Source organism: Chitinophaga sp. 30R24 (assembly GCF_049056765.1).
Taxonomy (GTDB): domain Bacteria; phylum Bacteroidota; class Bacteroidia; order Chitinophagales; family Chitinophagaceae; genus Chitinophaga.
The window spans coordinates 627695-639970 of sequence record NZ_JBJGXX010000001.1; the positions used below are offsets into that span (position 1 = coordinate 627695).

Annotated in this window: 15 protein-coding genes; 3 read left to right on the top strand and 12 right to left on the bottom strand. The window is 43.7% G+C overall.

The window, feature by feature from the left end:
* Window positions 1-33 precede the first annotated feature (33 nt).
* Window positions 34-1275: a chloride channel protein gene (locus ACDQ55_RS02585; protein ID WP_420979498.1), complete on the bottom strand. Its 1242-nt coding sequence runs from the start codon at window positions 1273-1275 to the stop codon at window positions 34-36.
* 188 nt (window positions 1276-1463) lie between these two features.
* Between ACDQ55_RS02585 and ACDQ55_RS02590 the strand changes: the two genes are divergently transcribed.
* From ACDQ55_RS02590 to ACDQ55_RS02600, 3 genes are all read left to right on the top strand, one after another.
* Complete coding sequence (locus tag ACDQ55_RS02590; protein ID WP_420979499.1) at window positions 1464-2054, top strand: protoglobin domain-containing protein; 591 nt, start codon at window positions 1464-1466, stop codon at window positions 2052-2054.
* Between the two features lie 31 nt (window positions 2055-2085).
* Window positions 2086-2343, top strand: a complete 258-nt coding sequence (locus ACDQ55_RS02595; RefSeq protein ID WP_420979501.1) for a DUF2024 family protein — start codon at window positions 2086-2088, stop codon at window positions 2341-2343.
* Window positions 2344-2447: 104 nt separating this feature from the next.
* Window positions 2448-3059 carry a MarR family winged helix-turn-helix transcriptional regulator gene (locus tag ACDQ55_RS02600; protein ID WP_420979503.1) on the top strand — a complete coding sequence of 204 codons (612 nt, stop codon included), beginning with the start codon at window positions 2448-2450 and terminating at the stop codon, window positions 3057-3059.
* 10 nt (window positions 3060-3069) lie between these two features.
* Here ACDQ55_RS02600 and ACDQ55_RS02605 read toward each other — a convergent pair whose 3' ends face one another.
* The 11 genes from ACDQ55_RS02605 to ACDQ55_RS02655 all read right to left on the bottom strand — a co-directional run bounded on the left by ACDQ55_RS02605 (window position 3070) and on the right by ACDQ55_RS02655 (window position 12275).
* Window positions 3070-3546, bottom strand: coding sequence for a GNAT family N-acetyltransferase (locus tag ACDQ55_RS02605; RefSeq protein ID WP_420979504.1), 477 nt, complete (start codon window positions 3544-3546; stop codon window positions 3070-3072).
* Between the two features lie 25 nt (window positions 3547-3571).
* Window positions 3572-3784 carry a hypothetical protein gene (locus ACDQ55_RS02610; protein ID WP_420979506.1) on the bottom strand — a complete coding sequence of 71 codons (213 nt, stop codon included), beginning with the start codon at window positions 3782-3784 and terminating at the stop codon, window positions 3572-3574.
* Between the two features lie 52 nt (window positions 3785-3836).
* Entirely contained in the window at window positions 3837-4409 is a 573-nt protein-coding gene (locus tag ACDQ55_RS02615; protein ID WP_420979508.1) for a DUF420 domain-containing protein, read from the bottom strand.
* Between the two features lie 75 nt (window positions 4410-4484).
* On the bottom strand, window positions 4485-5159 hold the full coding sequence (locus tag ACDQ55_RS02620) for an SCO family protein (protein ID WP_420979509.1): 675 nt from the start codon (window positions 5157-5159) through the stop codon (window positions 4485-4487).
* 75 nt (window positions 5160-5234) lie between these two features.
* Window positions 5235-5642: a cytochrome C oxidase subunit IV family protein gene (locus ACDQ55_RS02625; RefSeq protein ID WP_420979510.1), complete on the bottom strand. Its 408-nt coding sequence runs from the start codon at window positions 5640-5642 to the stop codon at window positions 5235-5237.
* A gap of 78 nt (window positions 5643-5720) precedes the next feature.
* Complete coding sequence (locus ACDQ55_RS02630; RefSeq protein WP_420979511.1) at window positions 5721-6395, bottom strand: cytochrome c oxidase subunit 3; 675 nt, start codon at window positions 6393-6395, stop codon at window positions 5721-5723.
* Window positions 6396-6422: 27 nt separating this feature from the next.
* The gene (locus ACDQ55_RS02635; protein ID WP_420979512.1) at window positions 6423-6989 is read right to left on the bottom strand and encodes a cytochrome c oxidase subunit 3; all 567 of its coding nucleotides are present in this window, start codon (window positions 6987-6989) and stop codon (window positions 6423-6425) included.
* Between the two features lie 19 nt (window positions 6990-7008).
* Entirely contained in the window at window positions 7009-7923 is a 915-nt protein-coding gene (gene cyoE / locus ACDQ55_RS02640; protein WP_420979513.1) for a heme o synthase, read from the bottom strand.
* 113 nt (window positions 7924-8036) lie between these two features.
* Complete coding sequence (locus ACDQ55_RS02645) at window positions 8037-9848, bottom strand: cytochrome c oxidase subunit I (protein ID WP_420979514.1); 1812 nt, start codon at window positions 9846-9848, stop codon at window positions 8037-8039.
* 117 nt (window positions 9849-9965) lie between these two features.
* Entirely contained in the window at window positions 9966-11012 is a 1047-nt protein-coding gene (locus ACDQ55_RS02650; protein ID WP_420979515.1) for a cytochrome c oxidase subunit II, read from the bottom strand.
* Between the two features lie 63 nt (window positions 11013-11075).
* Window positions 11076-12275: a quinol:cytochrome C oxidoreductase gene (locus tag ACDQ55_RS02655; protein ID WP_420979516.1), complete on the bottom strand. Its 1200-nt coding sequence runs from the start codon at window positions 12273-12275 to the stop codon at window positions 11076-11078.
* Between the last annotated feature and the right edge of the window lies 1 nt (window position 12276).

Sequence of the window (12276 nt, forward strand, 5' to 3'; positions counted from 1 at the left end):
GAATGAGCTACACGAAAGGCCAGCCTTTCACATTCATTTAATAGTTATTACCGCCTTGCGGTGTAATTGCTGCCGTTTTATCAGGAGCAAAGAAATACCGTAAGCTGTTATACCTGCTGTGCACAAGGGCATCCATGCGCTTACCCCATGCGTTATCTCTATTGCCAAACAAATGGCCGCCAGTAAGGCCCGGGAAGTGCCCGCCAACATTGCTACCATTCCCGCCAGCACGATCATACTAGCATTAATTATAACATGAGGAAACAACAATTGTATAGTAACTCCCACTAATAAACTCATCGCACCGCCCGTGATTAGTAAAGGCGTAATACCCGTGCCGGTTTTATAAGCACTGGAAAAACATAACCATACCAGAAATTTTATAATGCCGAGCGTAAACAGTAAATATAAAGTAACCTGTGCATGTAAGAGGTCATCGACATACGCCGCTCCTGCACTATTTATCTGCGGAAACCTATTGCCAGCCAAACCCACCATCAGTGGCACCAGCAATAAATACCATCTGTTTTTAATAGGTAGCTTTCCAAACCACTTTTCCATTATGGAAGATAATTTTATGGCCAATGCTCCCATCAGGCCAATCAGCAAACCAATACTAAGATATATAGGCATGTCTGTTAGCCCTACAGCAGTGCCTTCCGGTATGTTATAAAGTGAAGCTGGCCCCCAAACAATATAATACCCAACAAAAGCAGTAGCCACAGCTGTTGCCACGGGCAGTATACCCGCCAGGGTCCATTCGGGTAGCAGTAGTTCCAATGCGATAAATACTGCTGCTACCGGTGCACCAAATAAAAAAGTCAGGGTAGCACAAATACCAGCCACATATAGGGTATATATCTCTCCTTCGTTGCAACGTAAACGTTGGCCTATCCAAACTCCCAATGCACTATTCCACCACATAGCCGGGCTTTCTGCACCCAACGGTGCGCCGGTAGTGATAGCCAACGTAAGGCCCAGGGCATTAAAAAAAGGGGAGGCGTACCGGAGCAAAGCGGTGAGCAACAGGGCACCAACCACCGGTAATAAGATATACCCTCCATCTGTAGCACGGTTTATTGCTGTGCTGAAAACCGCTATAACCCAGGCAATTCCACTGCTGGCTGCTATGCTAATAACAGCTATCACAATGGCTATCACAGAAAGATAGCCAATACGAGATAAACTAAAGGTTTCTGGTATTGCCGGCGCGCTGAAAGACGCCGTTACCGGGGTAAGTCCGTTTTTATTTATATCATAACACCTATTTCTCATAAAAAAGGGGTAGTTAGCATGCAGATAATCAAAGCTATATAGTTCCACGCACAATCACAAATGTATTTTTAATAATATATTAAATACTAACGTTTATGAATATACGTTACATATTAATTTTTTCAGGTTAGGAAGCCTTACTATATTTGCTGAATTATGCACCCCACAGGAAACCTAAATTAATATGTATGAAAGAGGCTATGCAGGAAGGCACAGCAAGCACGGAGTATCCCGGAATCACACCAGATGTACACACTTTAGTCAGATTAAAAAGAATGCTATTGTTTACTCATGAAGACGAACAATACCTGGCGATGGCGGGCAATATCTTGGCAGTGCATACGGAGACCATACTGGATAGTTGGTACAATCATATGCTACAGAACAATTATCTCTCCCATTATTTCAGCAAGGATGGGAGTGGTGCGCACGATCTTACCTACTTGCAATCATTACAGCCTCATTTCCGGAAATGGATATACGACCTGTGTACAAGGCAAGAAGGGCATACCTGGCGACAATTTGAAGAACGTGTTACTCCACAATTACAGCAACCGGATAATCCTCAAGAGATAGCGCCGTTACCTGCTGTTTATCTTCGTTATTTATCCATCTTTATTTATCCGGTAACAGAGGCCGGCAGGTCTTATCTAGCTGCCTCCGGGCATTCAGATAACGACATAGCACGGATGCAGCAGGCATGGTTTAAGGCCGTTAGCTTCAGTACATTACTCTGGTCATATCCCGGTACATCGCAGCAAGATAAAAATCCAGTATAACCATTTACGTTAGTTACCCAAAATATATACTATGGAAGTAGCTGTTTTTGATACATACGTAAAAAAAAAGGAAGGGGGGTATTTGCATTTTGATATTATTGTTAACAAAGCAACCAGTTTTGAACATGTATTAAAGTATGGAAATACCTATCTTCAGTCAAAGAAGACCGAGGGGCTGTCTCTATCTCATAAAAATTGCCGGTTTTGCCATATTACTGAAACCATACCCAGGTGGGAGGTCCAAATCAAGCAGCAAGGATATTATATACATGAACTGGAAGGTTGTTAAAAAACGTCTCAGGCGCTCCGGAATGTCACTAATATGCTATTTCATGCCATATATTTATATTGTACCTTGCCGCCGTAATTAACTATTAAGGACAGCAAGAAAATATGGGGAAAGTTTCCACATTCAGCCCCGCACAGCAGGCAGAAAACACATCTAGTAAAGTAGTGGCCTCCCTGGAGCGATTATCAGAAGCCTTTCGCGTACTACTATGGCAGGAGGCAACACAGTATGGACTTAGTCCCATACAAATTCAGGTACTTACCTTTTTATTACACTACCCGGAGGAAAAACGTACCGTCACTACTTTAGCTTCGTACTTTAACATGACGAAAGCGACTATCAGCGATGCAGTTAAATCTTTAGAGCAAAAGAATTACCTGACCCGTAAAGCGAGTCCTACAGACACGCGCAGTCATACTTTACATCTGGTAAAAGAGGGCAGGGCCATTGCAAAAAAAGTAGAAAAATTTGCAGATCCATTACAGGAGACAGTAGAACAATTTCCGGCAAAAGATCAGACAGGGTTACTAGAGCAGTTGATGCAGCTTATCTACCAGCTCAATCAACAAGAAATTATTTCCACCCAGCCGATGTGTTTTAATTGCCAATTTTACACAGAGAAAAAAGGACATTATTGCAACCTGCTAAAAACATCGCTCAACAACGGCGGGTTAAGGGTAGATTGTCCGGTATTTGAACTTCGGGAAGAAGAGTAAAAACAAGGAATTATTGTATGCGCGGTAGCTGGCAGGTCATTTCATTATCACCCGCCACAAAACCTAATTGCTCATACAACAGGCGGCCTTCATTACTGGTATGTAAGCTTACCTTACCGGTATTTCGTTGTTTCGCCTCCTCCAGAATCTTGTGCAACAATATTTTGGCGATGCCTTTCCTACGGAACAACGGAAGCGTATATACATTAAGGATATAGGCCACCTTACCTTCAAGATTGTGGTACAGTGGCGGCTGGTTATAAAAAACTATGCCTGCACTGGCCACTACCTTGTTATCGGATTCAGCAAACCAGTTTACAAAATCTTTATTGGGAAGATGTTCTGCCAGGTACCCACTGAGTTGTTCGGTCAACACGGTATCATGGGAAATATCAGCCTTAGTGGGGTAAATTTCTTTCAGAAACTGCAGCCGTAAATGTACTAACTGCGGGATATCCGTTATATCCGCCTTTCTGTAGGTTATCATAATCTTTTTGGGTTGTGCGCAATGATCAGGCTTCCTTATTGCTCCTCCACCAGCGGAAAGCCAGGAAGCCAATAATTCCCAACGGAGTTAAAGCCAACATCAGGATACCGTTATTCAGCCCTTTTGCAGGGCCTTCACCCAGCTGTTGTGCTGTTTTGGTACACAGGGAACATTGAGCCATTACTGGCCCGCTCATCAGCAAAATTCCTGTCAGCAAAAACAAAGCTGCCTTTTTCATAATCACATCGTTTGATCACACAAAATTAGGCTATCTCCCCTAAAAAATTCGATTATTTATAATACGGAGAGATCATAATGTACACGATCACACCTGTTACAGCCACATAAAACCAGAGCGGCCAGGTGATACGGGCAATTTTACGGTGACGGGGGATATCGTTCTGAAAACCACGCAACAGGGTAAAGAGCACCAGTGGTACTATCACACCAGCCAGTACAATATGTGTTAACAATAAGAAATAATAAAGATAGCGTACGTTACCCAATATAACCCGCTCTCCGGCATCCAGTACGTCATTATGGTCCAGGTCACCAAAACGGGTTTCCGGGGCCAGCGCATGATAAGTTACATAAGAAACCAGGAATACGGCAGAAAGGGCCACTGCAACCAGGTTGATATTCTTATGAGCCTGCACATATCCATTTTTAACGAGATATAAACTGGCCAATAACAGTACCGCCGTGGCAGAATTCAGGATAGCATGAAACAGCGGGAGAATCCGTACGTCAAAGCCCGGATGCATATCCGGCTTCGGAAGAAAGAACAACAATGTTACTATTGCCGGAATAGCCACAGAAACGATGGTAATTGTTGTATTGAGATTTCTATTTTTAAATTCCATACCACTATAAATGTAAAGGTGAATAAAGAAAGGTGAACACCTTTTCCTTATTCACCTTTACTATACGATCAAAAATCACTTATTATCTACTGAAAACAGCTTCTTGAGGAAATCCAGGAATCCGGGCCGATGTCTGTCTTTTGCCAGGTGCAAGGTAGCGATATCGCTGGCGCACTGCTTAATGGCATTGGAATCTAGTCCGTTGTAATACCCTCTGATATTTCTGTTTTTATCTATCAACACCAGCTTTTCGGTGTGTATGAAATCGTCTGGCCCACCATCTCCCTTTGTTACTGAAACAAAGAAATCATTTCTGGCGAGATCATAGATTTCCTTTTTACTACCGGTCAGCAACCACCAATTATCAGGATTTATCTGGTAATCGTATGCGTATTTACGTAGCTTGTCTACCGTATCCCTTTCCGGATCTACTGAAAAAGAGAGAATCTGTAATAAAGAATCATTCTTTATGTAAGCGCTCTGAATCAATCTCAGGTTCTTGGTCAACGTAGGACAGATACTAGGGCAGGAGGTAAAAAAGAAGTCGACCAGCAATACTTTTCCTTCCATGTCCTTCAGGCTAACTTCTTGTCCTAACTGGTTGGTAAGGTGGAAGTCTCTGATCTGATGGAAAACGGTATCGTAGGTAACTTTACCGTTTTCGCTGATCGTATCAATTTTTTCAGGGATATAGTATCCGGGTACTGGTATCACATTTTTCCCATAGTGATCTACAATGAGATAACCCAAAAGTGGCACCAATATAGCCAACGAAACTCCTAATAACGCCCTGCGAGAGATAACCTGATGATTTAAATGATAATATTAATAATGTCCTGGCTTTTCTGCAGGCGCTACTTTCGGTGTTTCCACGGGAGTGCCTGGTTTCAGGTCTTTACGCATGTTCTTCCAGGAATTACCTTCATAGAGGAAAGCGATGATAAACCATACGAACAAGAGTAAAGGAATCAAGACAGTCATAACCAGGTTCTTGATTTCATGGCCCAAGTGCATAAATTCAGCCACGATAAAGAAAGCCTTTAAGAAGGTGGCAAGAACAAAGAATGCATTGAGGGCTACCCTTGGAAGAAATGCGTATTCCAGGTGTAAAAATGCAAAACCTACTTCTACAATTGTAATACACAGCAAGATCCAGAACGTTTTCCAGATAGCTTTGGTAGTTGAATCGGCATGAGCAGTTTCAGGTTCCGCCGCGGTATGTGTATGTTCCATTACTATTAAATTAAATAAATTCGAAAATCAGATTCCAAATAATCAATAACCAACCTTGTATAAGTTGCTTGCTTTTGCTTAGAGCAGGTAGAAGCAAGTGAATACGAATACCCAAACCAGGTCTACAAAGTGCCAATACAGGCCTACTTTTTCTACCATTTCATAGTGTCCTCTCTGCTCGTAGGTACCTTTCAGTACGTTAGCGAGGATAACGATGTTCAGTATTACACCGGAAGTTACGTGTAATCCGTGGAAGCCGGTGATGGTAAAGAAGAAGTTAGTAAAATTGGTAGAAGCCAGTGTGCCGTCTACATTTGGGAAAGGGTTACGACCCCACCAAGCGCCTTCGCTGTGGAGGTGTGTCCATTCCCATGCCTGACAGCTTAAGAAGGCGATACCGCCAATGATAGTCCAGGTAAGCCATTTGGCTACTGCTTTTCTATCTCTCATGTGACCAGCATGTACCGCCAGTACCATGGTTACAGAACTCATGATGAGGATGAAGGTCATTAAGCTCACAAACATCAACGGCAAATTGGCATGGCCCATGCCAGGGAAGGAGCGGAACACTTCATTCGGATCAGGCCAGGATGGGCTGGAAAACCGGATGGTACCATATGCTATCAATAATGCGCCAAAAGTGAACGCATCTGACATCAGGAAGTACCACATCATCAACTTGCCATAGCTCACATTAAAGGGAGAATATCCTCCGGCCCACCATTTTTTCTTCGCTGTAACTGCTGTATCCATTGTTAGTTTTATAAAATTTTACAAAGTTTATCTGGCGATACTTAAAAAAATTAACAGGTAAATCCACAATACGTCCACGAAATGCCAGTAAGTAGCGGCTACTTCGATGGGTACTGCGCTGTAGGTACGTACACGGGTTCTGTAGGCCCTGCCAAACATGATCAGTAGCGCTACTACTCCACCCAGTACGTGCAGCATGTGCACCCCTACAATAACATAAATAAAAGAAGCGGAAACAGGCCCATTAAGGGGCAGTCCCACAGATTTAAGCTGTGTAAAACCGATCCATTGGCAAGCAGCAAACACTACGCCCAAGATAGCGGTGAGGGTGATCAGCTGTTTGTAGCGTTGCATATTCCTCTCTTTAAATTGCTTTAAAGCCAGATGAATAGTAAAGCTACTGGTTAAAATAACAGCTGTGGATAACCAGAAAATATGCGGCAATTCAAAAGCCAGCCAGTTTGCCTGTGATCTCTTAACAATGTAAGCGCTGGTAAATCCGATAAACATCATAGTGATACTCCCCATAGCAATCCATAGGGAATATTTATGCGGATGTATTTTCTTACGCTGTTCTAATGTCATAGTATCCATCACTCCTCCAATTTCTATTTTAAGCCTTGTCCAGCAATTGTGCCAGCTGAACAATGGTCAGATAAATATAAGATCCGAACATCAGCTTTCTGGCTGCGGGTACATCGTTCTTTCTGTATAGGTTAATAGCTCTGTACAGGAAAAATATACCTGCCAGAATAGCTACTATTGCAGAAATGCTACCGGTTATTTTCAACAGATAGGGCGCTACGCCTGCGGGGATAAGCAACAAGGTGTACATAGCAGCCTGAAGGGCTGTGTACTTGTTAGGCTCACCGCTGCCGGGTAACATTTTAAAACCAGCCCTCAGATAGTCTTTGTAGGCAATCCAGGCAATAGCCCAAAAATGCGGAAACTGCCACAGGAACTGGATAGCGAATAAAGACCAGCCGCCTTCGCTGAGATGATCGGCGCCTGCCGCCCAACCGATTAATGGAGGCATAGCACCAGGAATAGCACCTACTAATACAGACAGTGAATTCCATTTCTTCCAGGGTGTGTATACAAAACCGTATAACACCAGGGATATCAGGCTCAGTACAGCACTTAACCAATTAAAGCAGAGCCCCATGATCAGGAAACCTGCAATTCCGGTTACCACTGCCAGCATCACCGCCTCGCCATCATTCATCCGCCCTGCGGGCAGTGGACGTACGGCAGTACGGGCCATCAGTTTGTCTGTATTCTTCTCCCATATCTGGTTGATGGTATTGGCAGATCCGGAGATCAGCAACCCACCGGCAAATAATAAAAGAACTTTTACCAAATGAAACTCCACTTCCGGCACCAACAGGTAACCCACCACAGATGAAAACACCACCATAAAGGTGAGGTTAAACTTCATCAGTTGAGAATAATCCTTCACCTTGCTAGCTACTGCATATGATGACGACAATTTTATGGAGTTTTCTTGCAACATTTTTTTCTTAGCCACATTCCGGTTTTAAAATCCGGAACAAATTTACAAACATCACAGTGAACAAAATCCCGGAAGGAAGATTTTTACCCTTGAAAAAGAATCTTCCTGCCGGAATACTGTAAAATATATTAATGAGCTGCCTCGTCAGGACCAATAGGTTCTGTTTGCGGGATGAAATCTCTTCCATCTTTACTGTAGTCGTAAGCCCAACGGTGTACTTCAGGAATTTCACCAGGCCAGTTACCGTGTCCGGGGTGGATAGGTGTAGTCCATTCCAGGGAAGTGGCATGCCATGGGTTCAGAGAAGTCATCTTTCTACCCTTGAACATGCTGTAGAAGAAGTTGAATACGAACAGCAATTGTACTGCAAATACGAGGATTACTACGATAGTAATAAACTCATTCAAACCACCAAATTGTTTGAAGGAAGCCCAGTTAGATACATCATAGTATCTTCTTGGCATACCAGCCAACCCTTCATAGTGCATTGGCCAGAAGATGAAGTAAGCACCTACCATAGTTACCCAGAAGTGGATATAACCGATAGTGTTATTCATGAAACGGCCAAACATTTTAGGGAACCAGTGATAAATACCGGCGAACATACCAAAGAAAGCAGACACACCCATTACAATATGGAAGTGAGCGATTACAAACATGGTATCATGCAAGTGAATATCAATAGAAGAGTTACCCAACCAGATACCTGTTAAACCACCGGAGATGAAAGTGCTCACAAAACCGATAGCGAACAGGGAAGCAGGTGTAAAGTGAATATTACCCTTCCAGATAGTTGTAATCCAGTTAAACACCTTGATAGCAGACGGTACCGCGATCAATAAGGTTAAGAGTACGAAGAATGCACCCAGGAAAGGATTCAGACCAGTTACGAACATATGGTGCGCCCAAACCAAGAAAGCCAGGATCACAATCGCAAACATGGAACCCACCATCGCGAGATAACCGAAGATCGGTTTGCGGGAGTTAACCGCCAACACTTCAGATACCATACCCATGGCTGGGAGGATGATGATATATACCTCAGGGTGACCTAAGAACCAGAATAAATGTTGATAGAGGATAGCGCTACCACCTTCATTAGCCAGGGCTTTACCAGCGATAAAGATATCGGACAGGTAGAAGCTGGTACCAGCGTGGCGATCCATCAGCAGCAGGATGAAACCTGACAACAATACAGGGAAAGACAATACACCCAATATAGCAGTAAAGAAGAACGACCAGATGGTTAAAGGCATTTTGGTCATTGCCATACCTTTGGTACGCATGTTCAAAATGGTAGAGATATAGTTCAAACCACCCAGCAGCTGAGAAACAACGAACAGGGCCATACTGGTTAACCATAAATCCACCCCTACTTTAGAACCGATAGAAGCGTCGCCCAGTGCACTCAATGGAGGGTACATAGTCCAACCACCAGATGCAGGGCCAGTTTGTACAAACAGAGAAGCTACCATTACCATGCTGGCTAGGAAGAAGAACCAATAGCTCAAACAGTTCATGAAAGGAGAGGCCATATCACGGGCACCTACCTGCAAAGGAATAAGCAGGTTAGAGAAAGTACCGCTCAGGCCGGCTGTTAATACAAAGAATACGAGGATTGTACCGTGCATGGTTACCAGTGCATAGTAAGCTTCTGGTGTAATACGGCCACCTTTAGCCCAATGTCCCAGGATACTTTCCAACCAAGGAAAGGTAGCATCCGGGAAACCAAGTTGCAAACGGAACAGAACAGAGAAGAAGGCACCAATGATAGCCCAAATAATACCTGTAACCAGGAATTGTTTGGCGATCATTTTGTGATCCATGCTGAAGATATATTTCGAGATGAAACTATCTTCATGATGGTGCTCATGATCATGATGATCATGCGCTCCGTGCATTACCTCCTGTTGACTGTGCAATGTTGCTTCGTTACTCATAATCGGTTCGGTTTATTATAAACTAACGCCCGGGAAGTATCGTCGTTTGTCAGTTTGTCTTTATTGTTTTTAATTGTACTCCGTCAATAATTCTTCTACACAAAATTACAGTTTAGCTTAATTAGCCGCCACTGTTTTTTGTGTGCTATCTGCTTTGGCACCACCTTCAGCTGGAGCAGGCGCTACAGCATCGGTATGTGTCAGGCTATACGTTGATTTTTGGCTGGCCGCCCAGGCATCATATTCTTCCTGAGTTTCCACAACTATCACGCCTCTCATGGAGTAGTGACCGCTACCACACATCTGATCACATGAAATCTCATATGTGAAATCCGGGTTACCGGTTTTTGTTTTCATTTCCGCAGTGGTATACTTAGGAGTAAACCACAGGGTGGTAGGGATACCTGGAACCGCATCCATTTTCATACGGAAGTGGGGTAAACCCACATCATGGATAACATCGCGGGAACCGATAATTAATTTAACTGGCTTACCTACTACCAAATGCAGTTCAGTAGGCATAAAGTCGTCTTTGTTCAGTGGGTCGTTCCAGTCCAAACCCAGTTCATTACCTGCAGCAGGATCGATCTTGTTGAAATCGCGACGGCCCAGTTGACCATCCTTACCAGGATAGCGGAATATCCAGTTGAACTGTTTACCGGTTATTTCTACCACAGCTGCATCAGCAGGAGCATCTGAAGTGAGTTGGAACCAGTGTTTCAGACCGAAGGCTACCAGCACAGTTAAGGCGATGGCAGGGATAACGGTCCAGATCACTTCCAGCTTATTATTATGCGGGAAATAAAATGCTGTTCTACCTTCTTTTTCCTGGTATTTGAATGCAAACCAGAATAAAAGTACCTGAGTGATGACAAACACCACACCAGTGATGCCCAATGTTACATAAATGAGCGTATCTACGCCTCTTCCTTGCTCTGAAGCGGATTCACCCAGGATTTTGCCTTTCAGCAAATCGTTACACCAGTACACTCCTACAAGCCCCAGCACCAGGAATGCAATCAGCAGGAAACCATTAATACGGTTATTTTGCTCGCGCGCTTTCTTTTCTCCCTTCAATATGGACACATATTCGCTCGCCTTCGCAATCTGGAAGATGACTATGAATATGAGAACAACAACTAAGACTGCTAAAAATCCTGACATTGCTATATGAAATAATTAAGTTATCTAATGCTTTTCTTTTGCCTAATCTCCATGATCACCTGATCAGGTGTGGTGAATGATACTTTCTTTCAGGTAAGGATGGTTCTTTGGAACCAGCGGCGCTTTAGTGAGCGCATTGGCAACCAGGAAGATGATCAGTCCAACAAAACCGAGTCCGAGTCCGAATTCATACCAAGGGAATACCAGGTCTTTAACTGTTCCTGGATATACCATCTGCCAGAAATCCAGCCAGTGACCGAAGATGATCACGATAGCGATGAATACTACAGCAGTATAGTTACGTTTAGTGTCCCTTTTCATCAGGAACAACAGCGGCGTAATAAAGTTGATCAGGAGGTTCAGGAAGAAAATTGGTCTCCACTGGCCCCAAACACGTGGCTGGAAGTATTCTGTTTCTTCCGGCATGTTGGCGTACCAGATCAGCATATACTGGGAGAACCAGAGGTAAGTCCAGAAGATACTGAATGCAAACATGAATTTACCCAAGTCGTGCAGGTGTTCTTCTGTTACATAAGTCAGATAACCTTGTTTTTTCATGTATACTACGAACAGCGCGATCAGGGACAGACCAGAAACCCAGGTGCTGGCGAAGGTATACCAGGAGTACATGGTAGAGAACCAATGAGCGTCGATGCTCATCAACCAGATCCATGGGGTAGTAGAACCTACGCTGAGGGTAAATACTACGAGGAAGCCACCAGCTACCACGGTATTTCTCCAGAGTATTTTACGGCCGGTTTCAGGACGCAGGTCCCAACCGTCTTCTTCGATAGACATTCTACGGAGCTTCAGGGTAAAAAATATCCAGAGGCCCAGTGTTAAGATAGTAGCGATAGTAAAAAATCCTTTGTTGAGGAAAGCAGATTTCCAGGACAATATTTTATCCTCTGCTACGTGGTGTGCATTTACCCAATGGTAAATATCCTCACGGCCACCAAATACCAAGATCATTACTATTACAAACAGGATGGCGGCCAGATAAGGCACTGCCATTGAAATAGCTTCAGGTACACGGCGGAAAGCGATCTGCCAGCCACCATGTGCCAGGGTAGTAGCAGCGATAAAGAAGGTGCTCGCCAATGTAATCAGCAAAAAGAAGCTGCTGTTTTGCAACAGACCGGCCCAAAACCGTGTCTCACCATGGAACGCAATTAATCCGATCAATAACGTCAGCAAGCCCACGCCCATTAACACGAAGCTGGTCTTTTTTAATCTTGCCGGTACTACAAATTGGTCTTTCATT

What these genes read in the sequence shown, in the direction of transcription:
- ACDQ55_RS02605 (WP_420979504.1), bottom strand. Translation starts at nt 3,546, where the DNA reads ATGATAACCTACAGAAAGGCGGATATAACGGATATCCCGCAGTTAGTA.
- ACDQ55_RS02635 (WP_420979512.1), bottom strand. Translation starts at nt 6,989, where the DNA reads ATGGATACTATGACATTAGAACAGCGTAAGAAAATACATCCGCATAAA.
- ACDQ55_RS02585 (WP_420979498.1), bottom strand. Translation starts at nt 1,275, where the DNA reads ATGAGAAATAGGTGTTATGATATAAATAAAAACGGACTTACCCCGGTA.
- ACDQ55_RS02590 (WP_420979499.1), top strand. Translation starts at nt 1,464, where the DNA reads ATGAAAGAGGCTATGCAGGAAGGCACAGCAAGCACGGAGTATCCCGGA.
- ACDQ55_RS02630 (WP_420979511.1), bottom strand. Translation starts at nt 6,395, where the DNA reads ATGGATACAGCAGTTACAGCGAAGAAAAAATGGTGGGCCGGAGGATAT.
- ACDQ55_RS02610 (WP_420979506.1), bottom strand. Translation starts at nt 3,784, where the DNA reads ATGAAAAAGGCAGCTTTGTTTTTGCTGACAGGAATTTTGCTGATGAGC.
- ACDQ55_RS02655 (WP_420979516.1), bottom strand. Translation starts at nt 12,275, where the DNA reads ATGAAAGACCAATTTGTAGTACCGGCAAGATTAAAAAAGACCAGCTTC.
- ACDQ55_RS02595 (WP_420979501.1), top strand. Translation starts at nt 2,086, where the DNA reads ATGGAAGTAGCTGTTTTTGATACATACGTAAAAAAAAAGGAAGGGGGG.
- ACDQ55_RS02625 (WP_420979510.1), bottom strand. Translation starts at nt 5,642, where the DNA reads ATGGAACATACACATACCGCGGCGGAACCTGAAACTGCTCATGCCGAT.
- ACDQ55_RS02645 (WP_420979514.1), bottom strand. Translation starts at nt 9,848, where the DNA reads ATGAGTAACGAAGCAACATTGCACAGTCAACAGGAGGTAATGCACGGA.
- ACDQ55_RS02650 (WP_420979515.1), bottom strand. Translation starts at nt 11,012, where the DNA reads ATGTCAGGATTTTTAGCAGTCTTAGTTGTTGTTCTCATATTCATAGTC.
- ACDQ55_RS02615 (WP_420979508.1), bottom strand. Translation starts at nt 4,409, where the DNA reads ATGGAATTTAAAAATAGAAATCTCAATACAACAATTACCATCGTTTCT.
- ACDQ55_RS02600 (WP_420979503.1), top strand. Translation starts at nt 2,448, where the DNA reads ATGGGGAAAGTTTCCACATTCAGCCCCGCACAGCAGGCAGAAAACACA.